Below are 19,907 nucleotides of genomic sequence, written 5' to 3' on the forward strand. Positions count from 1 at the left end.
GGAGCCGGCGGCACCGCGAACGGCTGCTGACTAGTACCTGATGAGCTGATGGCTGACGAGCTGATGACCGGTGAGGCTGATGACTGGCGCTGGTGCCTGGTGCCTGGTGTCTGGTGTCCGTGTCTGGTGAGGTGGTACCTGGTGAGCTGCTGACTGACGGGCTGATACCTGACGAGTACCTGACGAATAGCGAGTCGCGCTGACTCACACCGTGGTGCGTACAGCCTGTGGTCAGGCCGGCGAGAAGACGTGGTCGCTGATGAGCCGGGCCGCGCCGGTCACTCCGGCGGTGGGCCCCAACTCGCCCAGCACGATGGGGAGATTGCCGGTGGCCAGGGGAAGGGACTGCTTGTAGACCTGGGTGCGGACACTGGCGAGGAGGTGGTGACCGAGGCCGGTGACCCCGCCGCCGATCACCACCAGACCGGGATTGAAGAAGCTGACCAGGCTCGCGATCACCTGGCCGAGCCGGTTGCCGCCCTCGCGGACCAGGTCGAGCGCCGCGGTGTCCCCGGCCGCCGCGGCGGCCGCCACATCGGCGGCGGTGAGGCGTCCCGCCGCCTCCAGCCGGGCGGCGAGCTCGGGTGAGCGGCCGTCCCGGGCCGCGCCCTCCGCGTCCCGGGCGAGGGCGGCGCCGCTGAAGTGGGCCTCCAGGCAGCCCCGGTTGCCGCAGGCACAGGCCCGGCCGTCCGGTTCCACCTGGATGTGTCCGATGTCCCCGGCGCTGCCGGTCGTACCTCGGTAGACCTCGCCGCCGACGACGATGCCGCACCCGATGCCCGTACCGATCTTGACGCAGAGGAAGTCGGCCACGGAGCGGGCCACGCCCGCGTGCTGCTCCCCCATCGCCATGAGGTTCACGTCGTTGTCGACCATGACGGGGCAGCCCAGCTCCTGACTGAGCGCCTCGCGGACCGGGAAACCGTCCCAGCCGGGCATGATCGGCGGCGCGACCGGCACCCCCTCGGGGAAGCGGACGGGTCCGGGGACCCCGATACCCGCCCCGTCGAAGCCCTCGGCGAGCCCCGAGGTCCGCAGTTTGGCGGCCATCGACAGGACCTGCTCGAAGACGGCGACGGGCCCCTCGCGCACGTCCATCGGGTGGTTGAGGTGTCCCAGCACCTCCAGCTCCGCGTTGGTGACGGCCACGTCTATCGACGTGGCGCCGATGTCGACGCCGAGGAAGCGCAGTTCGGGAGCGAGCCGGATGTTGTGCGAACGGCGCCCGCCGCGCGATGCGGCGAGTCCGTCGGCCACCACCAGGCCGGTCTCCAGCAGCCGGTCCACCTCGACGGCGAGCTTCGAGCGTGAGAGCTCGACCTGATCGCCCAGTTGCGCACGGGAGTTGGGGCCCCTGTCGCGCAGCAGTCGGAGCAGCCGCGCCTGATGCGCGTTCGCGGGTCGTGCCGTCATGCGTCTCACGCGTCCCTCCCCGCCACATCGGCCAGTCCGTCGGGCTTTCGAGGGGAACGTAGCAGCGCTTTCCCGGGGTGGGAAGAAGTTGCGCAGGAATCAACCCCGGCTTTCTCCACACCCAGGACAAAGATCCTCGGTCAGAGGCCGCACCGGTGCTCGGGGGCGGTCAGAGGCGGCAGCTGAGCCAGGGGCGGCAGCTGAGTCAGCCGCAGCGGACGGGGTCAGGGGCAGCGGATGACCTGACCCGCGTACGAGAGGTTTCCGCCGAATCCGAAGAGCAGGACGGGCGCGCCCGAGGCGACCTCACCACGCTCGATCAGCTTGGACAGGGCCATCGGGATGGAGGCGGCCGAGGTGTTGCCCGAGTCCACCACGTCCCGGGCGATGACGGCGTTGACCGCGCCGATCTTGCGGGCGACCGGCTCGATGATCCGCAGATTGGCCTGGTGCAGGACGACGGCGGCCAGGTCCTCCGGGGCGATGCCCGCCTTCTCGCAGACCTGGCGGGCGATCGGGGGGAGCTGGGTGGTGGCCCAGCGGTAGACGGACTGCCCCTCCTGCGCGAAGCGCGGCGGCGTGCCCTCGATGCGGACCGCGTTGCCCATCTCCGGCACGGAGCCCCACAGCACCGGTCCGATGCCGGGCCCGTCCGGGGTGTCGGGGGCGGCCGGGTCGGCGGTGACGACGGCGGCGCCCGCGCCGTCACCGAGCAGGACGCAGGTGCTGCGGTCGGTCCAGTCCGCGATGTCGGCCATCTTGTCGGCGCCGATGACCAGGGCCCGGGTCGCCGCACCGGCCCGGATCGCGTGGTCGGCGGTGGCCAGCGCGTGCGTGAAGCCGGAGCACACCACGTTGATGTCCATCACGGCGGGCGAACCCATGCCGAGCCGTGCCGCGACCCGTGCCGCCATGCTCGGGGACCGGTCGATCGCGGTGGAGGTGGCGACGAGGACCAGGTCGATGTCCGATGGCACCAGCCCGGCCGCGGCCAGCGCCTTGGCTCCCGCGTGCGCGGCCATCTCGTCCACCGGCTCGTCGGGGCCACCCACATGGCGGGTCTTGATACCGACCCGGCTGGTGATCCACTCGTCGCTCGTGTCGACCATGGCCGCCAGATCGTCGTTGGTGAGCACCTTGGCGGGCTGGTAGTGGCCGAGCGCCACGACACGTGAGCCGGTCATACGGGTTCCCATCGTCAGGTAGGCAGGAAACATCCAGTCTTGGTCGCTACCAGCGGGTACGGGGGCACGTGATCCCACAGGAATCCGGCCCACACGTTGGAGCCTTGACAACTGCCTGGTCAGCGTGCTGCGCCGGCGGCAGCGACACGCCGGTGCGGGTGCCGGAGAATGACGGGGTCAGGTTTCGGCTTCCCTGTACGGACAGAAGCCGCCGCACACGTACAGAATCGGGTTCACATCCATGGGACGGGTCACCGAACGCCGCCGCACCCTCCGCATCCGGGACGGTGCCGTCTCCTCCCGCGCAGACACCCTGGTGGCGGAGGAACCGCTGGAGATCCGTCTGAACGGCCGGCCGCTGGCCATCACCATGCGTACGCCGGGCGACGATTTCGCGCTGGCCGCGGGCTTCCTGGTCAGCGAGGGGGTGATCGCGGAGGGGAACGAGGTGCAGTCGATCGTCTACTGCGCCGGGGCAACGGCGGACGGCGTGAACAGCTACAACGTGGTGGACGTGAAGCTCGCGTCCGGGGTCGTTGTCCCCGATATCACGCTGGAGCGGAACGTCTACACCACCTCCTCGTGCGGCCTGTGCGGCAAGGCCAGCCTGGACGCGGTACGCACCACGACCCGGCACCCCGTGGCCGACGCTCCCCCGGTGCGGGTCACCCCGGAGCTGCTGTCCGGCCTCCCGGACCGGCTGCGGGCCGCACAGCAGGTGTTCGACCGGACGGGCGGCCTGCACGCCGCCGCACTGTTCTCCGAGGAGGGCGAGCTGCTGGACATCCGCGAGGACGTCGGCCGGCACAACGCGGTCGACAAGCTGGTGGGCCGGGCGCTGACGGACCACCGGCTGCCCCTGTCGCGGGCCGTTCTGCTGGTGTCGGGGCGGGCCTCGTTCGAGCTGGCGCAGAAGGCCGTGATGGCGGGGATCCCGGTTCTCGCGGCGGTCTCGGCGCCGTCGTCGCTGGCGGTGGACCTGGCGGCGGAGAGCGGACTGACGCTGGTCGGCTTCCTGCGCGGCCCGTCGATGAACGTGTACGCCGGTGAGCACCGGATCGCGCTGGAGGCGGCGGACCGGCAGATCTGAGGCAGCGGACCGGCAGGGCTTGGAGCGGCGACCCCGGGGGGCCAGGGCTGAGGCAGCGGACCGGCAGGGCTTGGAGCGGCGACCCCGGGGGCTGAACGCGGTGGTTCTCAGGTCATCGCGGCCGGAACGGCTGTGGCGGCCCCCGGCGCGGAGCCCTCGGAGCCGGCCGGGTCCCCCGGCGGTTCGGGGTCGCGGGAGCGGCGTGCGGCGATCACCGCGCAGACCATCAGCTGCATCTGGTGGAAGAGCATCAGGGGCAGCACGGCCAGGCTCGCGTGCGCCCCGAAGATCACGCTCGCCATCGGCAGCCCGGCCGCCAGGCTCTTCTTCGACCCGGCGAACTGGATGACGATCCGGTCCGCCCGGCCGAACCCGAGCCGCCGTGCCCCGTACCAGCTCAGGGTGAGCATCAGCGCCAGCAGGACCGCCTCGGCGGCGAGCAGTGCGCCGAGCCTGACCGGGGTGACCTGGTGCCAGACGCCGGCGACCATCCCTTCGCCGAACGCGGTGTAGACGACGAGCAGGATCGACCCCCGGTCGACCAGACCGAGCACCTTCCTGTGCCGGGTGAGGAAACCGCCGACCCAGCGCCGCGACAGCTGTCCGGCGAGGAACGGGACGAGCAGTTGGAGCACGATCCTCAGCAGGGAGTCCGCCGAGAACCCGCCCCCGGCCGAGCCGAGGAGCAGGGCGGCGAGCAGCGGGGTCAGGAGGATCCCGGCGAGGCTGGAGAAGGACCCGGCGCAGAGCGCGGCGGGCACATTGCCCCGGGCGATCGAGGTGAAGGCGATGGACGACTGGATGGTGGAGGGGACCAGGCACAGGAAGAGGAAGCCCGCCTGGAGCTCGGGCGTCAGCACGTACGGCACCAGTCCTCCGCTCGCCAGCCCCAGCAGCGGGAAGACGGCGAAGGTGCAGGCCAGGACGGTGAGGTGGAGGCGCCAGTGCTTGAGCCCGTCGAGCGTCTCGGCCGTGGAGAGCCGCGCCCCGTAGAGGAAGAACAGCAGGGAGACCGCCCCGGTGGAGGCCCCGCCCGTGACATCGGCGGCGGCCCCCCGGGCGGGCAGCAGCGACGCGAGGACCACGGTCGCGGCCAGCGACAGGACGTGGACGTCGACCGGCAGCCAGGACGGCGGTCTCGGGATGCGGCGGGTCATCTGCTCGGGTCTCCAGGGCTCGGTCGGCCGGGCCGGACGGGCGGGCGGGCCTGGCGGGCGGCCTTGCGGACGGCTTACGTACAGGCAGCGGGCGGCCTTGCGGACGGCTTACGTACAGGCAGCGGGCGGCCTCGCGCGCAGCCTTGCAGCCGCGCGGCCTTGCGGGCCCCCGGCCATGCGCGCGAACAGCAGGCTATGACGGCATCCATCCTGCTCCCGCACCTCCCCATCGGGAATCAGGCATACCGCTCTGACTGTCATCATGGATCCCGATAACGTGGATCCATGGACGCCTCGTACGACCCCGCCCAGCTGCGTACCTTCCTCGCCGTGGCCCAGACGCTGAGCTTCACCCAGGCCGCCCGCAGGCTCGGGATCCGCCAGTCCACGGTCAGCCAGCACGTACGGCGGCTGGAGGGGGCGGCCGGGCGGCAGCTGTTCGCCCGGGACACCCATCGCGTCGACCTCACCGAGGACGGCGAGGCGATGCTCGGCTTCGCCCGGACGATCCTGTCGGCGCACGAGCGGGCCGCGGCGTTCTTCGCGGGCACCCGGCTGCGCGGCCGGCTGCGCTTCGGGGCCTCCGAGGACTTCGTTCTGACCCGGCTCCCCGAGATCCTGGAGTCCTTCCGCCGTGACCATCCGGAGGTCGAGCTCCAGCTCACCGTGGAGCTGTCCGGGACGCTGCACCGGCAGCTCGCGGCGGGCCGGCTGGATCTGGTGCTGGCCAAGCGGCGCACCGGTGACACCCACGGAGAGCTCATGTGGCAGGACGCGCTGGACTGGATCGGCGCGCCGCAGCTGCGCGTCGATCCGGAGCGCCCCGTGCCACTGGTCGTCTTCCCACCGCCGGCCATCACCCGTGCCCGCGCCCTGGAGGTGCTGGAGGAACACGGGCGGGCCTGGCGGATCGCCTGTACGAGTACGAGCCTGAGCGGTCTGGTCGCGGCGGCGCGGGCGGGCCTGGGGGTGATGGCGCACTCCCGGGGGATGGTCCCGCCGGGGCTGGTGCCGGTGCCGGCCAGGGCAGGGCTGCCGGAGCTCGGCCTCGTCGACTTCGTCCTGCTGCACGGGAACCGCCGGGGCGCGGCCCAGGAGGCGGCCGACGCGCTGGCCTCCGCGATCCTGGCGGGCGGCGACCGGCTGCACCGCCGGACCGGCGGGGAAGGACCGTAGCCGCTCTGCAAACCGGCTGGGGCTAAGGACCCCAGCCCACTCCGCGCACCGGCAGCGGGGAAGGGACCGCAGCCACTCCGCGCACCGGCCGCAGGGTAGGACCGTAGCCGCTCCGCGATCCGGCAGTGACCGCAGCGGTCGGATTCGGTGGAGATTCCGGTGCGAGCCGCTTACCACTCCGTCAGAACTGGACCGGCCGGACGCCCGAAGGGCTGTCCCGTCATCCCTGGTGGATCACAGGACAGCCCCTGCCCTTGCCCATCTGGCCGGATTGCGACGGTTTCCCGTTGCTGCCGGCACGGAGTGCGGAGGGTTCGGGCCCCTCCCGCCGGGCACCCGCTTGGGGTAGCGTCGCGACGCTGTGCGGAGCGCCGTTAGGAGCATGTCATTGCGTGATTTCACTGTCCCGCCCATGGCCGCGGCGCCTCAGGTCGGCGGTCTGGCCGATGTGGTCTTCGACTACGCGAAGGACGATCGGCACCGCGTCGCGCTCGGCCGCAAGGACGCCGGGGGCCAGTGGCGCGATGTGACCTCCGGGGACTTCCGCGATCAGGTGCTGGCCCTGGCCAAAGGACTGATCGCGCACGGGGTGCGGTTCGGCGACCGGGTCGCTCTGATGTCCCGTACGCGCTACGAGTGGACGCTCTTCGACTTCGCGCTCTGGACCGTCGGGGCCCAGTCGGTGCCGGTCTACCCGACCTCCTCCGCCGAGCAGGTCCTGTGGATGCTGCACGACGCCGAGGTGGTGGCGGTGATGGTCGAGCACGAGGACCACGCGATGACGGTCGGCTCGGTGATCGACCGGCTGCCGCGCCTGAAGCGGCTGTGGCAGCTGGACGCCGGAGCGGTGGACGAGCTGCTCGGGGCGGGCGCGAACATCGACGACGAGGTGGTGCACCGGCACCGGCGCGCGGTGACGCCCGGCTCCGTGGCGACCGTCATCTACACCTCGGGGACGACGGGCCGCCCCAAAGGGTGCGTGATCACTCACGCGAGCTTCATGTTCGAGAGCGACACGATGGTCACGCGCTGGGAGCCGGTGTTCCGTTCCAGGCCCGGCGACGAGGCGGCCACTCTCCTCTTCCTGCCGCTGGCCCATGTCTTCGGCCGGATGGTCGAGATCGCCGCGATCCGTGGCCGGGTCAAGCTCGGCCATCAGCCGGAGTTGTCCGCGAACGCGCTGATGCCGGACCTGGTGGCGTTCCGGCCGACGTTCATCCTGGCGGTGCCGTACATCTTCGAGAAGGTGCTCAACGGGGCCCGGCGCAAGGCCGAGGCGGAGGGCCGGGCAGGTCCGTTCGGCAAGGCCGTCGACATCGCGGTCAAGTACGCCGAGGCGCTGGAGCAGAAGGCGTTCGGGGACGGGCCGGGGCCTTCGGCCGGGCTCCGGATGCAGCACCAGTGCTTCGACAAGGTCGTCTACAAGAAGGTCCGCGACGCGATGGGCGGCCGGGTGCGGCACGCGATGTCGGGCGGCTCGGGCATGGACCGCCGGCTCGGGCTGTTCTTCGAGGGCGCCGGGGTGAGCGTCTTCGAGGGGTACGGGCTGACCGAGTCGACCGCCGCGGCGACGGCGAACCCTCCCGAGCGCATCCGGTACGGGACGGTCGGGCAGCCGATTCCGGGGACGTCGGTGCACATCGCGGACGACGGCGAGGTGTGGGTGCACGGGCCGAACGTGTTCTCCGGCTATCTGGGCAACCCGGGGGCCACCCGGGCGGTGCTGCAGGACGGCTGGCTGGCGACGGGGGACCTCGGGGCGCTGGACGAGGACGGCTATCTGACGATCACCGGGCGGAAGAAGGAGATCCTGGTGACGTCCGGCGGCAAGAGCGTCTCCCCGGCCGGCCTGGAGGAGCGCGTACGGGCGCATCCGCTGGTGGCCCAGTGCATCGTCGTCGGCAACGACCGCCCGTACATCGCTGCGCTGGTCACCGTCGACCAGGAGTCCGTGGACCACTGGCTGGCGATGCAGGGCCGCACCCCGCTCGGTCCGGCCGACCTGGTGCGGGACCCGGACCTGGAGATGGAGGTCCGCCGGGCGGTGGTGGCCGCCAACACGGCTGTGTCCCAGGCCGAGTCGATCCGTACGTTCCGGATCCTGGCCCATCCGTTCACCGAGGAGCTGGGGCTGCTGACGCCCTCGCTGAAGCTGAAGCGCAAGGCGATCGAGACGACGTACGCGGTCGAGGTCGACGCGCTGTATCACTGACCCGGCGGCGGAACCGCGCGGCAGAGGCTGCCGGAGCAGGGCGGGAATGCCTGAGCCCGCCCGGTCGTTGTCGTGGGGAGCCATCAAACCGACGACGTTAGGATCGACCGCACGTGAGCCAGGTCCCCTCCATCACCCTCAACAACGGCCTCGACATGCCGCAGCTCGGATTCGGTGTCTGGCAGGTGCCGGACGACGAGGCGGAGAAGGCGGTCGTCACGGCCATCGAGACCGGGTACCGGAGCATCGACACCGCCGCGATCTACGAGAACGAGACGGGCACCGGCAAGGCCATCGCCGCCTCCGGCGTCGCCCGCGACGAACTCTTCGTCACCACGAAGCTGTGGAACAGCGAGCAGGGCCACGACCGCACCCTGCGCGCCTTCGACGCCTCGCTGGACAAGCTCGGCCTGGACTACGTCGACCTGTACCTGATCCACTGGCCGGTCCCGGCGAAGGACGCGTACACCGACACGTACAAGGCGCTGGAGCAGATCCTCGCCGACGGCCGCGCGAAGGCCATCGGCGTGTCGAATTTCCACCCCGAGCACCTGAAGCGGCTGCTCGGCGAGACCTCCGTGGTTCCGGCCGTCAACCAGATCGAGCTGCACCCGCAGCTCCAGCAGGCCGGGGCGCGCGCCTTCCACGCCGAACACGGCATCGCCACCGAGGCGTGGTCACCGCTGGGCCAGGGCAAGGGCCTGCTGGAGGTGCCGACGGTCGTCGCCATCGCCCAGAAGCACGGCCGTACGCCTGCCCAGGCGGTGCTGCGCTGGCATCTGCAGAGCGGCAACATCGTGATCCCGAAGTCCGTGACCCCGTCACGGATCAAGGAGAATCTCGATGTGTTCGGCTTCGAGCTGGACGCCGACGACCTCGCCGCCTTCGCGGCCCTGGACGAGGGCAAGCGGCTCGGCCCCGACCCGGCGGAGTTCAACGTCGGCGCCTGAACGTCCGGCTGCCCGGTATCCCCACCGTGGTTCCGGTGGGGATACCGCCGTCGGCAGGTGTCCCAGCGGCAGTGCACACGTCAACCGGGGAGACAGGGAACATGAGCGGCGAACTCGCGCCCGTCGTCGAGGCGGGCCCGTACCGCCTGCGCAACGTCGGCAGCCGGCTGCTGCTGGAGGTGTACGGCGCGGCCAAGGGCAGCGGGGCCCGGGTCCAGCAGGGCGAGGACGACGGGACGGCCGCGCAGGTGTGGCGGCTGACCCCGGTGCACGAGGGCGCGGCCCTCTTCCACCTGGTCAACGAGCACAGCGGGAAGCGGCTGGACGTGGCCAACGCCGACACGCAGAACGGCACCCGGATCCAGCAGTGGAAGGCCAACAACTTCGGCGCCCAGGAGTGGCTGATCGAGCAGCATCCGGAGGCGCCCGGGACGGTGACGCTGGTGAGTTTCATCAGCGGGCTCGTCATGGAGGTCGCGGACCGTTCCACCGAGGACGGGGGCACGGTTCAGCAGTGGGAGGACACCGACTCCCCCTTCCAGTGGTGGCAGCTGGAGCCGGCGCCACGGGAAACGCCCGTCAGCTGATCGAGATCAGGTCCTCCGAGTAGCCGCGGGGCGACACCGACACGCTCACCGCCCTCCGGTCCTCCGGCCCCCGGTCCCGGTCCCCCGGCACCGGGGAGCGCGGCATGGACGCACCTCCGGCACCCGCCGCCGGGCCGGACAGCCGGCCCCGGCGGTCCTTCCCGGTCAGCGCACGGGACGCCCCTGGTCCCGTCGGCCCAGGTGCACGGTACGGGCGGTGAGCAGGTGGACGTCGGGGCGGTGGTGAAGGCCTTCGGGGTCCTCGGGGTCCAGCAGGCGTTCCAGTACGGCGCTGTCCTCGGCCGTCAGCAGGTCGCCGAGCACCTCGCGCTCGCGGGTGATGCTCGCGACGACATGGTCGCGGGCGGCCTCGGAGAGCGGGGCGGGCAGGTCGAGAAGGAAGCTGCGGGTGCCCTGCGGGACGAGGCCGACCGCGGTGAAGAGCGCGCTCCAGTCCTCGGTCTCCCGCTTCGCACCCGGGAGTTCGGAACGCATGTGCTCGAAGCGCGTGGCGGCGGCCGCGCCCATGCGGGCCTCCAGACCGGGCTGTCCGATGCCGATGTCGCGGGGCAGCCGCCGGGTGGGCAGTCCGCCCTCGACGAGTGCGACCGTGCCGCCGGGCCGCAGGAGTCCGGCGAAGCCCGCCAGGGCGGCGCGCTGGTCGCCCAGGTGGTGCAGGGAGTTGCCCGCCCAGATCAGATCGGCCTCGCCCAACCGTTCGAAGTCTTGGGGGAGTTCGGCCTCCAGCGTCTGGAAGCGGTCGATCACGCCGAGGCGACGCGCTCGCTTCTTCGCGCGTTCCAGGAGAGCGGGCGTGGCGTCCACGGCCACCACCTCGGCCTCCGGGAAGACCTCGGCCAGCAGACAGGAGACGACGCCGGGACCGCTGCCGATGTCCAGGACCCGGCGAACCTTCGGCGCGGTGGGCAGAGCGGCGATCCAGCGGGCCGCCTCCTCGTACTGCGCGCCGTTGAGTTCGGCCTCCTGCTCCAGCAAGGGACCCAGGACGTCCCAGTCGATGTCCGTCGCCGGATCGCCACCCGATCCGTGCGCGTGAGCATGCGTATGGGCGTGCGTATGGGCGGGTACGGGCGTGGCGGGTGCGGGCGCGTCGTGGTGGCCGTGACCGGCGTGGCTGCTCATGGGATCAGCTTCCCCAAGCAACGGCCGCGCGGCAATCTCCCTTGCTGATCCGGCAAAATCTGAGTGGTCCCCCCGGCGCACGGCGACGAGCGGCAGGCTCAGCAGCCGGCCCAGGACCACGCTCCGGCCCGCCCGCCCTGGGGGCGATCTCCGCGTCGAGCGGGCCCAGCAGAGGCCGGATCCGCACGTCGGCGACGGCGTACGGATCGGGCTTGCGCACCACCGCGATGTGTACACCGACCGAACGGTAGGCGGAGCACACATATTGCCGGGGTGCTCACGGGCCCATAACTTGCCTTTATGGAGCTGGAGTTGCGCCATCTGCGAACGGTCCGTGCCATAGCCGACACAGGCAGCCTCACCAAGGCCGCCGCCACGCTGGGGCTTGCCCAGCCCGCTCTCAGCGCTCAGCTGCGGCGGATCGAGAAGGCCCTGGGCGGCACTCTCTTCGACCGCGACCACACCGGAGCACGTGCCACTCCGCTCGGCGAACTGGTGCTGGAGCGGGCCCGGGTGGTGCTGCCCGCCGTCAGTGAACTCCAGGCGGAGGCTGTGCGGTTCGCCAATGCCACGGGGTCGCTGGACCGGTTCCGGCTGGGCGGCACGCACGGTCCGCTGCTCGGCGGTCTGGTGGACCGGATGGCCGCCGCGCATCCGTCGGTGCCGGTGTCGACGTACACCTCGTGGTCGGTGTCCGAGATCGCCTCACTGGTGATCGACGGCCGGCTGGACTTCGCGCTGATCGGTACGTGCGGCGAGAGTCCGCCGCCGCTGGTGGACCGGCTGGTCTGGGAGGTCGTCGGGGTGGACCCGGTCTTCGTGATGCTGCCGGAGGATCACGCCCTGGCCGGCGAGGCGGAACTGGACCTGGCCGCGCTCGCGGACGAGTGCTGGGCGGACGTTCCGGGCGACGGCTGCTTCGCCGACTGCTTCACCGCGGCCTGCGCGCGGTCGGGCTTCACCCCGGTGTCGGTGTACGAGACGGACACCTCATCCGTCGTCCATCTGGTGCAGGTGGGGCGGGCGATAGGCCTGTGCCGGGCGACGTTCCCGCCGGCGCCCGGCCTGGTGACCAGGCCGCTGGCCGGCGCACCGCTCAGCTGGCGTCATCTGGTGGGCTGGCACCCGCACTCCCCCGCCGCGGACGCCGCGGCGGGGACGGTGGCCGGGGCGACCCGTGCGGCGTACACGGAGGCGGTGTCGCGCAGCCCGAGCTACGCCCAGTGGCTCGGCGCGCACCCGAGGTTCGGCACGGTGGCCTGAGCCCGGAACCGGACCGGGCGGGCACCGGCGGCGCTGCCGGGCGGCTCGGCCCCGCCAGCTATTGTGTCCCGTCCGGTTGTTCGGTGCGTCCGGCGGCAGTTCGCCCCCACCGGACGCGGACCACTCGGTTCCGTGGGACCACTCGGCTCCGCCGGACTACTCGGCTCCGTGGGCCGGGGCGGCGGACGCCACCCGGGTGGCGAGCGCAAGGTCCTTCTCGGTGACCGCGCCTCCCGCGTCGTGCGTGTGGACGGAGAGGGCCACCGTGTTGTACCCGAGCGTCAGGTCGGAATGGTGGTTCAGCTCGTCCTGGATCCGCGCGATGTGGACCGTCAGCGCGGCGGCGGCGAAGTGGGAGGGCAGCCGGAAGGTCCGGGTGATCCGGTCCCCCTCCAGCGCCCAGCCGGGCAGGCTCACCAGCCTGCGCTCGATCTCGGTCGGCGACAGCGGTTCGGCGCTCATGGAACGACTCCCATGGGTCTCGGTGGCGTGGGTGTGAGTGGCATGGGTCTGGATGACGGGGGTCAGAGTGACGGGGTGTGAGTGACGGAGGTCTGGACGCGTGGCTCTCGGTGGATCGGCGCGTACGTCACCGGTGCGGGCCGGGGCGGCCCGTACCGGCTCCGGCCCGCCGGTGACGTTACGGTCTTGGCATGACGACTGTCTTGCCCGACACAGGAGTAGGGCCACTGCTGCGCGACTGGCGGGTGCAGCGGCGCATCAGCCAGTTGGAGCTGGCCCTGCGCGCGGACTCCTCGGCCCGCCACATCTCGTTCATCGAGACGGGCCGCTCCCGGCCCAGCGAGGACATGGTCCTGCGGCTGGCCGAGCAGCTGGACGTCCCGGTCCGTGAACGCAACGCGCTGCTCGTGATCGCCGGTTACGCGCCCCGCTATGCGCAGACGCCGCTCGACGACCCCGCGATGGCTGCCCTGCGTGAGAGTCTCGACCGGCTGCTCACGGCGTACGAGCCGTATCCGGCGCTCGTGGTGGACGGCACCTACGGGGTGGTGGCGGCCAACCGGGGCATCGCGCTGCTGCTGGAAGGGGTGCCGGAGAAGCTGCTGGCCCCGCCGGTGAACGCCATGCGGCTCACCCTTCATCCGGAGGGGCTCGCCCCGCGCATCGTGAACCTCCCGGCGTGGCGGGCGGACCTGCTGGCACAGATGGACCGTCAGATCGCCCTCGTACGCTCTCCCGAACTGCGTCAGCTGTACGACGAGGTGGCCGCCTATCCAGTCCCCGCACGGGCGAACGGCACGGACCGCACCGACCGCACCGACCGCATGGACCGTATGGACCGCACCGACCGGGGGAGCGGCACGGGCCGCGCCCGCCGGCCGGGCCGTACGGAGCGGGAGCGGCCCGCCGCGTTCGCGCTGCCGATGCTGCTCGAACACGGGGGCCGGGTGCTGTCGTTCGTGTCGTCGATCGCGACGTTCAACACGCCGATGGACGTGACGGTGGCCGAGCTGGCCATCGAGACGTTCCTCCCCGCCGACCGGGAGACCGCCGCCTATCTGCACGCCCACGTCCCGTCCTGATCACCGGACCCGGGCTCCGTTGTCGACACGGGCTCCGTTGTCGAGTCACCTCAGACACGGGCTCCGTTGTCGAGCGGGGCGCGCCCGGACGCACCGGCACGCCCGCGCCTCGTGCCGTTCCCCTTCCCTGGTGCGGGCGGCGGGGCCTTGGCCGTCCGCTCCAGGGCGAGCGCCCCCGGTACGGCGGTGAACACCGAGGACCAGGTGCCGACGCAGACGCCGATGAGCAGGGTGAGCGCGAAGTCGGCCAGCGAATCGCCGCCCAGCACCGCGAGTGCGGCCAGGATGAACAGGGCGCCCATCCCGGTGTTCACCGTGCGCGGAACGGTCTGGAGGACGGCCCGGCGGGCGATCGTGTCCAGCGGTGTCCGCCGGTTCGCCCTCCACAGCTCGCGTACCCGGTCGAAGACCACCACCGAGTCGTTGACCGAGTAGCCGATGACGGTGAGGAGGGCGGCCAGGAAGATGCCGTCCACCGGCCGCCCCAGCCAGGCGAAGGCCCCCACCACGAGGATCACGTCGTGCGCCATGGCCCCGACGGAGGCCACGGCGAACGTCCAGCGGAACCGGACCGCCAGATAGGCCAGCTGCACGGCCACCGCGACCCCGAGGGCGATCAGCGCGTTGCGCCGCAGTTCGTCGCCGAGGCTCGGGCCGATCAGTTCGTCCCGTACCTTCGTCGTCTCGCCCCCCTCCTCGGCGAGTGCGGTCCGCAGAGCGTGCTCACCGTCGTTGTCGAGCTTCCCGGTGCGTACGGACAGATCGGCGTCGCCCGCCGTGGTGACCTCGGCGTCGCCGAACCCCGCGGCGGCCAGCGTGTCCCTGGCCGTCTCGACGTCGACCGGGCGGCTGGTGGAGTACTCCATCAGCCGGCCCCCGGTGAACTCGACGCCCAGGTCGACCCCGCGCACCACGATCCCGGACAACGCGACCGCGATCAGGGCCACCGAGACGAACAGCCAGCGGACCGGTTTCCGGAAGAGTGGCGGGTCCTTGCGGACCAGCCAGGTCCGTACGGCGCCGGGGCGAGCGATGCCGTTGACGCTCCGGTAGTCGCTGACGAAGCGGGAGTTCGCGGCGATCTCGGTGAGCGCGCTGGCGATGACCAGTGCGGAGAACATCGAGGCGGCGACCCCGATGGCGAGGGTGACCCCGAAGCCCTTGACCGGGCCCGAGCCCAGGAAGAAGAGCAGTCCGGCCGCGATCAGTGTGGTCGCGTTGGAGTCGGCGACCGCGCTCCACGCCTTCTTGAATCCGGTGGTCAGCGCTGAACGCAGGGAGCGCTTCGGCCGTTCGGCGCACTCCTCCCTGGCCCGTTCGAAGACCAGGACGTTCGCGTCGACCGCCGTCCCGATCGCGAGGACGAATCCGGCGAGCCCGGGGAGGGTCAGCGTGACGCCGAGCGCGACGAGCGCGGCGTAGGAGATCACCCCGTACGCGGCGAGCGCCACGGCGGCCAGCGCACCGAAGAGGCGGTAGACGAGGATGATGAAGAGCGCGGTGGCGGCTGCTCCGATGAGGGCCGCCCGGGCGCTCGCGTCGATGGCCGCCGCGCCGAGCGTCGGGCCGACGGTCCGCTGCTCGACGATCTCGACGGGTACGGGCAGGGCCCCGCCCTTGATGAGCAGCGCCAGGTCACGCGCCTCGTCCGCACTGAACGAGCCGGTGATCTGGGTGGCCCCGGACGGCAGTCCGGCCCGGCAGCCGACCGAGGGGTCGACCTGCGGCGAGGAGATGACCTTCTCGTCGAGGACGATGGCGACCCGGCGACGGTCGTCCCCGGCGGGATGGCAGGCGGCCTCGCCGGTCAGCCGGGTCCAGTCCTTTCCGGCACCCTTCCGGAATTCGAGCGACACGCTCCAGCCCGCTCCTCCCTGCGCGTCGAACGCGGGGGTGGCGTCTTCGACGCCCGCGCCGGAGAGCCGGGTGGGGCCGAGAGCGAGGACACGGCCCTGCTCGTCGGGAAGGGTCAGCCGGTCGGGATCGGGATCGGCTTCGGAGCCGGTGGTGGAGTCGGGGTCGGTGGCGGGCTCGGGGCCGGTGGCGGGGTCTCGGTCGGTGGTGGGGTCGGAGCCGGTGGTGAGGTCGGAGCCCGGGGTCTTCTCTCCCGGTTCCTCGGCCGCCGGGCCTTCGACCGCGTGGAAGGTGAGCTGGGCCGTCCGGCCGATCACCTCGGCGGCCTCGCGCGGATCCTGGACGTCGGGCAGTTCGACGATGATCCGGTCCTCACCGGAACGGGTCAGAGTCGGTTCGGAGACGCCCAGCGAGTCGACGCGCTGCCGCAGCACCTCCAGGGTGCGGTCGGTCGTCTCCCGGTCCGCCTGGACGGTGGCGGTGTCCCGGGCCTGGAGCACGATACGGGTGCCGCCCTGGAGGTCGAGGCCGAGTCTGGGCGACATGGTCAGGGTGATGACGACGGAGACGAGCAGGACGGCCGCAGCCAGAACCGCTCGCACCGCGGTGGCGCGAGTCATGGAAATCCTCCGGTGGGGCGCCGGACGCCCTCACCTCAGTGAGGACGCGACGCCGGATCAGCAGAACAGGACGAAGGGCCGGTCGTGGGACCGGTGGTCCTGCCCGGAGGCCCCCGTACGCCGGGGAGCGCACCCCTGCGGCTGCCGGGTGCGTCGAAGGATTCCGCGGCGGTCCGTCGTACGCCGCCGCGCGGCTCGGCCGGCCCCGGCGGAGCGGGCGTCAGCGCGTCGTGCGGCGGCGGCGGTGCGTGGAGCAGCAGGTACGGTCGGCCGGTGCCGGCCCGGGGAGCCTGCGCGGGATCGGCCGCCGCCCTGGGCTGCTCGTGCCCGGCCTGCGTCACCGCGCCCGTGCCCGCCTCGGCCACGGCTCCGCTCGCGTGGTCCGGCCTTCCTCGGTCGGACCCTCCTCGGTCGGACCTGGTGTCGTGCCCGGCGCGGTGCCGGATGTCGTGCGGGGCACGCTGCCGGAAGTCCCGCCCGGTGACGTGCCCGGTGTGGTCGGTTCCGGTGTGGTGGGTCTGCGGTGCGGCGGGCGCCGAGGCGACGACGGTGACGGCCGGCGCGAGGCTTCGGGGAGTCAGGGCGGGAGCCGCACCGCTGGCCGTGGCCGCGCCGCCGATCAGGGTGAGAACCGTGAGCAGCAGCGTGGTCAGCACACACGACAAGCGGGACATGTGCGCCCGGGGCGGTCCCGGGTACGGCGTCACCTCGGCCGGCCGGAACGCTCGGGCGGTGCCATCCGGTGGCGGAGCACGGAACTGAGGATCTGTCCGGCGCCCCGGACGACCGCGGTCGACGGGTCCTCGGCCAGGCGCACCCGGGTGCCGAGGCAGCGGGCGATGCGATCGGTGACGTCGGCCCGCAGCGCGCCGCCGGCCGCGAGGACGGGGCCCTTGCGCGGGCCTCCGCTGATCGCGCCGTGCCGGTCGTGCCGCCACCTGGACGTGATCACGTCGAGCACCGTGCGGACGAGGACGGCGGGCAGCGCAACCGGGCCCAGGCCGCCGAGGCCGCTCTCGGCCTGCCGTGCGTCCGCTACCAGGTCGCCCACGAGGAGCGTGACCTCGGTCAGTTCGGCTCCCCCGTCGACGACGGGAAGGGGGCCCGTCTCCCTCGGTCCGGCGTACACAGCGGCGGCCCGGGAGCTGCTGAGGACCAGGACGCGCGTCGCCCCGCGCCCGGCGTGCACGGCCCGTGCGGCGGTGTGGTGTTCGGCCCCGGCGAGCACGGGGTGACTGAGGACGCTCACGCTGTCGCTGCGGTCGGGGCCCAAGGCCGCGTCGGCGATCCGGCCGAACAGCCGGCCGCCGGGCCCGGGGTCGACGATCCGCCCGCGCCGGACCGGCCGCTCCGCGCGCCCGTGGGGGCCGGAGTTCGGGAACGGGTCGAGAACCAGCCCCCTGCCGGGAACCCGGGCCCGGGTGCGCGAGCTGCCGAGGTCCAGGGCCGGTCCCCGGGCGGCCTGGGGGCCGCCCGGTGCGCCCAGGGTGCCCAATTCGCCTTGGCGCCGGTGCTGGTGATGCGTCCGGAGGCCGCTGTGGGAACGCCCCGCCCCGAACGCCCCGGCGCCGCTCCCGTCACGAAGCGGTCCGGGGCCCTTCCCCCATGGGCCCGCACCCGGGCGAAGTGGCCCTCGCCACTCGCCGGGCGCGGAAGCGATCAGGACGTGAACAGCCGGTACCGAAGTGGTCGGGGGAGCAGAGACGGGAGCGGCTTCGGACGACGGGGCGACGGGTCCGCACGACGGGAGGACGGCGCGACCCGGTCGCTGCTCGTCGTGCACAGAACGCATCGTCCCTCGCCCCCGGCCGCCCGTCGCAGCCGTCCACACACCCCGTCGGCCCGCTGATAGCGAGGCACGACCGATCCCTCACTATGCAATACGGGGTGGTGGAACGCTACTTCCTCACAGATTCACAGGCGTGAACCTCACGGGTGCCCGGCAGGCGGCGGGCTCAGCCCTCCTCCCCCGCCGCCAGGAACGCGCCGACCAGCTCCGCGAATTCCTCCGGCACGGCGATCCGCACTCCCAGGGTCTCCGCCTTGGTGCGCTTGGATCCGGCCTTCTCCCCGGCGACCACCAGACTCGTGCGCTTGGAGACGCTGGAGGAAGACTTGCCGCCCGCCCGCTCGATCAATTCGTTCATCTGGTTGCGCGACAGCTTCTCCAACGCTCCGGACATCGCGCCCGTGACCACCACGGTCATCCCCGCCAGGGGCAGCGCGGAACCGCTTCCACCGTCACTACCGGTCTCCGCACCGGCCTCCGCGCTCCCCTTCGCGTCCGCGTCGGCCGTCTCCTCCGTCCCGGGCTCCGGAGGCGGGGTGGCGCCCGGCTCCGTCATGTTGACCCCGGCCGCGACGAGCTTGCCGATCAGCGGTGCCAGCTCCACCAGCTCGGCGACCACTGCGGCGGCCTTCTCCTTGCCTATGCCGTCGACCCGCTGGAGCGTCTCCGCGTCGGCGGCGACGATCCGGTCCATCGTGGCGAAATACCGTGCGATGCGGCGCGACATGGAGCGCCCCGTGCCCCGTACGCCCAGGGCGCAGAACACCCGGGAGAGCGGCCGGGTACGGGCGGAGTCGATGGCCGCCAGGAGGTTGTCCGTGGAGGTTGCGACTCCCTGAGGTGTCTGGCACTCAGTTGATGCGCTGACCTGCACTGGTGCCAGTTCAGCCCCGTCCAAGTCCGCCCGAACTTCTGCGTCTTCTTGTCACTTGAGTACACGTTGGGGAGTCGAACGGGGTGAACGTCCGTGCGCGTGATTCTCGGAATCACCTCCCTGGTAGCGATCTTCGTCGTAGGTTCGCCCTACGTGATCAAGCAGTGGCGGAGGGCGTGGAGACGTGGCCTTAACGATTTCTGACGGGTTCCCTGAGGCTGATGCTGTCCGGTCGGGTGCTCTGTGGTCCGATGCTTGTGGCGTGGGCGATCTCGCCCGTTTCCATGGCGGCTTCGCTCGCTGCAGGGAGTCGCTGAACCTCGAAGCGGGCTGGAGTGACCGCTGGTCGGCGACCTGGCGCTTCGGCCGGACACCGGTGGCCTGCTCGGTGCGGAACCTGGGCGAGGTCGAGGTGGCGCGAAGCCGGCCGGTGCGGCGCTTCGCCTGGCGGACGGGCCAGTGGCACCGGCCAGGGCTGGAGTATCTGGTCAGTACCGACCGGCACCACGGATTCGAGAGCTTCGAGGAAGAACAGCTGCTCCTGGTGTCCGACTTCGCGGCTGATCTGGTGGAGGCGCTGGCTCAACCGTTTCGCCTCAGGTTCCTGACCTCGGGCGGAGCGGGTGAGCACACGCCGGACTTCTTGCTGTTGACTGAGTCCGCGCCTTGGCTGGTTGATGTGCGCCCAGCCGGGCGGGTCAGGCCGGAGGACCAGGTGAGGTTCGCGGCGTCGGCGGAGGCCGCGCTGGCGGTCGGGTGGAATTACAGCGTGGTCACCGGCTGGCGAGAGCACGTGGTGACAACCGTTGACACTCTCTGCGCGGGTCGGCGGGCGCTGTCCGACCCCCTCGGTCTCCATGATCAGCTGTTGGCTGCCGCCGAGGCGGGACCGTTGCCGTTCGGTGACCTGGTCGAGCAGTGCAGCGTTCCCGCGGTCGCCCGGGCACACGCCGTGCACTGAGCTTGCTCCGCTTTGACGGACACCATTGGTGTGGTGGTCAGGCCGCGAGCGCGGTCTCGTACTCGGCGGGACTGCGGTAGCCGAGGCTGC

16 protein-coding genes and 1 pseudogene are annotated in these 19,907 nt (G+C 72.0%); 8 read left to right on the forward strand and 9 right to left on the reverse strand.

What is annotated here, in order from left to right; translation table 11 throughout:
- Positions 1 to 231: 231 nt before the first annotated feature.
- Positions 232 to 1,413 (reverse strand): ROK family protein, encoded by a 1,182-nt coding sequence (locus ACGF2Y_RS25890; protein ID WP_392951907.1) that lies wholly within the window; start codon positions 1,411 to 1,413, stop codon positions 232 to 234.
- Between the two features lie 224 nt (positions 1,414 to 1,637).
- The gene (locus ACGF2Y_RS25895; protein WP_392951909.1) at positions 1,638 to 2,597 is read right to left on the reverse strand and encodes a beta-ketoacyl-ACP synthase III; all 960 of its coding nucleotides are present in this window, start codon (positions 2,595 to 2,597) and stop codon (positions 1,638 to 1,640) included.
- Between the two features lie 241 nt (positions 2,598 to 2,838).
- Here ACGF2Y_RS25895 and fdhD point away from each other — a divergent pair, with 241 nt between their 5' ends.
- Positions 2,839 to 3,687, forward strand: a complete 849-nt coding sequence (fdhD, locus tag ACGF2Y_RS25900) for a formate dehydrogenase accessory sulfurtransferase FdhD (protein ID WP_392951912.1) — start codon at positions 2,839 to 2,841, stop codon at positions 3,685 to 3,687.
- 107 nt (positions 3,688 to 3,794) lie between these two features.
- On the opposite strand, the gene ACGF2Y_RS25905 is transcribed toward fdhD, so the two are convergent.
- Positions 3,795 to 4,844 carry a bile acid:sodium symporter family protein gene (locus ACGF2Y_RS25905; RefSeq protein WP_392951915.1) on the reverse strand — a complete coding sequence of 350 codons (1,050 nt, stop codon included), beginning with the start codon at positions 4,842 to 4,844 and terminating at the stop codon, positions 3,795 to 3,797.
- A gap of 285 nt (positions 4,845 to 5,129) precedes the next feature.
- Here ACGF2Y_RS25905 and ACGF2Y_RS25910 point away from each other — a divergent pair, with 285 nt between their 5' ends.
- From ACGF2Y_RS25910 to ACGF2Y_RS25925, 4 genes are all read left to right on the forward strand, one after another.
- Positions 5,130 to 6,020: a LysR substrate-binding domain-containing protein gene (locus ACGF2Y_RS25910; protein WP_392951918.1), complete on the forward strand. Its 891-nt coding sequence runs from the start codon at positions 5,130 to 5,132 to the stop codon at positions 6,018 to 6,020.
- 412 nt (positions 6,021 to 6,432) lie between these two features.
- Positions 6,433 to 8,232 carry an AMP-dependent synthetase/ligase gene (locus tag ACGF2Y_RS25915; RefSeq protein ID WP_392951921.1) on the forward strand — a complete coding sequence of 600 codons (1,800 nt, stop codon included), beginning with the start codon at positions 6,433 to 6,435 and terminating at the stop codon, positions 8,230 to 8,232.
- A gap of 113 nt (positions 8,233 to 8,345) precedes the next feature.
- Entirely contained in the window at positions 8,346 to 9,182 is an 837-nt protein-coding gene (locus tag ACGF2Y_RS25920) for an aldo/keto reductase (protein WP_392951924.1), read from the forward strand.
- A gap of 101 nt (positions 9,183 to 9,283) precedes the next feature.
- On the forward strand, positions 9,284 to 9,769 hold the full coding sequence (locus ACGF2Y_RS25925) for an RICIN domain-containing protein (protein ID WP_392951927.1): 486 nt from the start codon (positions 9,284 to 9,286) through the stop codon (positions 9,767 to 9,769).
- 165 nt (positions 9,770 to 9,934) lie between these two features.
- On the opposite strand, the gene ACGF2Y_RS25930 is transcribed toward ACGF2Y_RS25925, so the two are convergent.
- Complete coding sequence (locus ACGF2Y_RS25930; protein ID WP_392951930.1) at positions 9,935 to 10,912, reverse strand: class I SAM-dependent methyltransferase; 978 nt, start codon at positions 10,910 to 10,912, stop codon at positions 9,935 to 9,937.
- 300 nt (positions 10,913 to 11,212) lie between these two features.
- On the opposite strand from ACGF2Y_RS25930, the gene ACGF2Y_RS25935 reads away from it, so the two are divergent.
- Positions 11,213 to 12,175 (forward strand): LysR family transcriptional regulator, encoded by a 963-nt coding sequence (locus ACGF2Y_RS25935; protein ID WP_392951933.1) that lies wholly within the window; start codon positions 11,213 to 11,215, stop codon positions 12,173 to 12,175.
- Positions 12,176 to 12,331: 156 nt separating this feature from the next.
- On the opposite strand, the gene ACGF2Y_RS25940 is transcribed toward ACGF2Y_RS25935, so the two are convergent.
- On the reverse strand, positions 12,332 to 12,637 hold the full coding sequence (locus ACGF2Y_RS25940; RefSeq protein WP_392951936.1) for a 4a-hydroxytetrahydrobiopterin dehydratase: 306 nt from the start codon (positions 12,635 to 12,637) through the stop codon (positions 12,332 to 12,334).
- Between the two features lie 191 nt (positions 12,638 to 12,828).
- Here ACGF2Y_RS25940 and ACGF2Y_RS25945 point away from each other — a divergent pair, with 191 nt between their 5' ends.
- The gene (locus ACGF2Y_RS25945) at positions 12,829 to 13,719 is read left to right on the forward strand and encodes a helix-turn-helix domain-containing protein (RefSeq protein ID WP_392951938.1); all 891 of its coding nucleotides are present in this window, start codon (positions 12,829 to 12,831) and stop codon (positions 13,717 to 13,719) included.
- Between the two features lie 50 nt (positions 13,720 to 13,769).
- Here ACGF2Y_RS25945 and secD read toward each other — a convergent pair whose 3' ends face one another.
- The 4 genes and pseudogenes from secD to ACGF2Y_RS25965 form a co-directional block, all read right to left on the reverse strand.
- Positions 13,770 to 16,193 carry a protein translocase subunit SecD gene (gene secD / locus ACGF2Y_RS25950; protein ID WP_392951941.1) on the reverse strand — a complete coding sequence of 808 codons (2,424 nt, stop codon included), beginning with the start codon at positions 16,191 to 16,193 and terminating at the stop codon, positions 13,770 to 13,772.
- Between the two features lie 35 nt (positions 16,194 to 16,228).
- On the reverse strand, positions 16,229 to 16,867 hold the full coding sequence (locus tag ACGF2Y_RS25955) for a hypothetical protein (protein ID WP_392951944.1): 639 nt from the start codon (positions 16,865 to 16,867) through the stop codon (positions 16,229 to 16,231).
- A 29-nt stretch (positions 16,868 to 16,896) separates the two neighbouring features.
- On the reverse strand, positions 16,897 to 17,637 hold the full coding sequence (locus ACGF2Y_RS25960; protein ID WP_392951962.1) for a rod shape-determining protein MreC: 741 nt from the start codon (positions 17,635 to 17,637) through the stop codon (positions 16,897 to 16,899).
- A gap of 511 nt (positions 17,638 to 18,148) precedes the next feature.
- Positions 18,149 to 18,808, reverse strand: a pseudogene (locus ACGF2Y_RS25965) (helix-hairpin-helix domain-containing protein); the annotation flags it as partial.
- A 310-nt stretch (positions 18,809 to 19,118) separates the two neighbouring features.
- Here ACGF2Y_RS25965 and ACGF2Y_RS25970 point away from each other — a divergent pair.
- Positions 19,119 to 19,817 (forward strand): hypothetical protein, encoded by a 699-nt coding sequence (locus ACGF2Y_RS25970; RefSeq protein WP_392951947.1) that lies wholly within the window; start codon positions 19,119 to 19,121, stop codon positions 19,815 to 19,817.
- Positions 19,818 to 19,907: the final 90 nt, after the last annotated feature.

Origin of the sequence: Streptomyces sp. NPDC048142, assembly GCF_043202835.1 — a bacterium.
Classification (GTDB): Bacteria; Actinomycetota; Actinomycetes; order Streptomycetales; family Streptomycetaceae; genus Streptomyces.

Excerpts from the sequence above, each read along its gene's own strand:
- fdhD (WP_392951912.1), top strand. The coding sequence starts at position 2,839 with ATGGGACGGGTCACCGAACGCCGCCGCACCCTCCGCATCCGGGACGGT.
- ACGF2Y_RS25925 (WP_392951927.1), top strand. The coding sequence starts at position 9,284 with ATGAGCGGCGAACTCGCGCCCGTCGTCGAGGCGGGCCCGTACCGCCTG.
- ACGF2Y_RS25930 (WP_392951930.1), bottom strand. The coding sequence starts at position 10,912 with ATGAGCAGCCACGCCGGTCACGGCCACCACGACGCGCCCGCACCCGCC.
- ACGF2Y_RS25945 (WP_392951938.1), top strand. The coding sequence starts at position 12,829 with ATGACGACTGTCTTGCCCGACACAGGAGTAGGGCCACTGCTGCGCGAC.
- ACGF2Y_RS25910 (WP_392951918.1), top strand. The coding sequence starts at position 5,130 with ATGGACGCCTCGTACGACCCCGCCCAGCTGCGTACCTTCCTCGCCGTG.
- ACGF2Y_RS25935 (WP_392951933.1), top strand. The coding sequence starts at position 11,213 with ATGGAGCTGGAGTTGCGCCATCTGCGAACGGTCCGTGCCATAGCCGAC.
- ACGF2Y_RS25895 (WP_392951909.1), bottom strand. The coding sequence starts at position 2,597 with ATGACCGGCTCACGTGTCGTGGCGCTCGGCCACTACCAGCCCGCCAAG.
- ACGF2Y_RS25955 (WP_392951944.1), bottom strand. The coding sequence starts at position 16,867 with ATGTCCCGCTTGTCGTGTGTGCTGACCACGCTGCTGCTCACGGTTCTC.
- ACGF2Y_RS25915 (WP_392951921.1), top strand. The coding sequence starts at position 6,433 with ATGGCCGCGGCGCCTCAGGTCGGCGGTCTGGCCGATGTGGTCTTCGAC.
- secD (WP_392951941.1), bottom strand. The coding sequence starts at position 16,193 with ATGACTCGCGCCACCGCGGTGCGAGCGGTTCTGGCTGCGGCCGTCCTG.
- ACGF2Y_RS25905 (WP_392951915.1), bottom strand. The coding sequence starts at position 4,844 with ATGACCCGCCGCATCCCGAGACCGCCGTCCTGGCTGCCGGTCGACGTC.
- ACGF2Y_RS25940 (WP_392951936.1), bottom strand. The coding sequence starts at position 12,637 with ATGAGCGCCGAACCGCTGTCGCCGACCGAGATCGAGCGCAGGCTGGTG.
- ACGF2Y_RS25890 (WP_392951907.1), bottom strand. The coding sequence starts at position 1,413 with ATGACGGCACGACCCGCGAACGCGCATCAGGCGCGGCTGCTCCGACTG.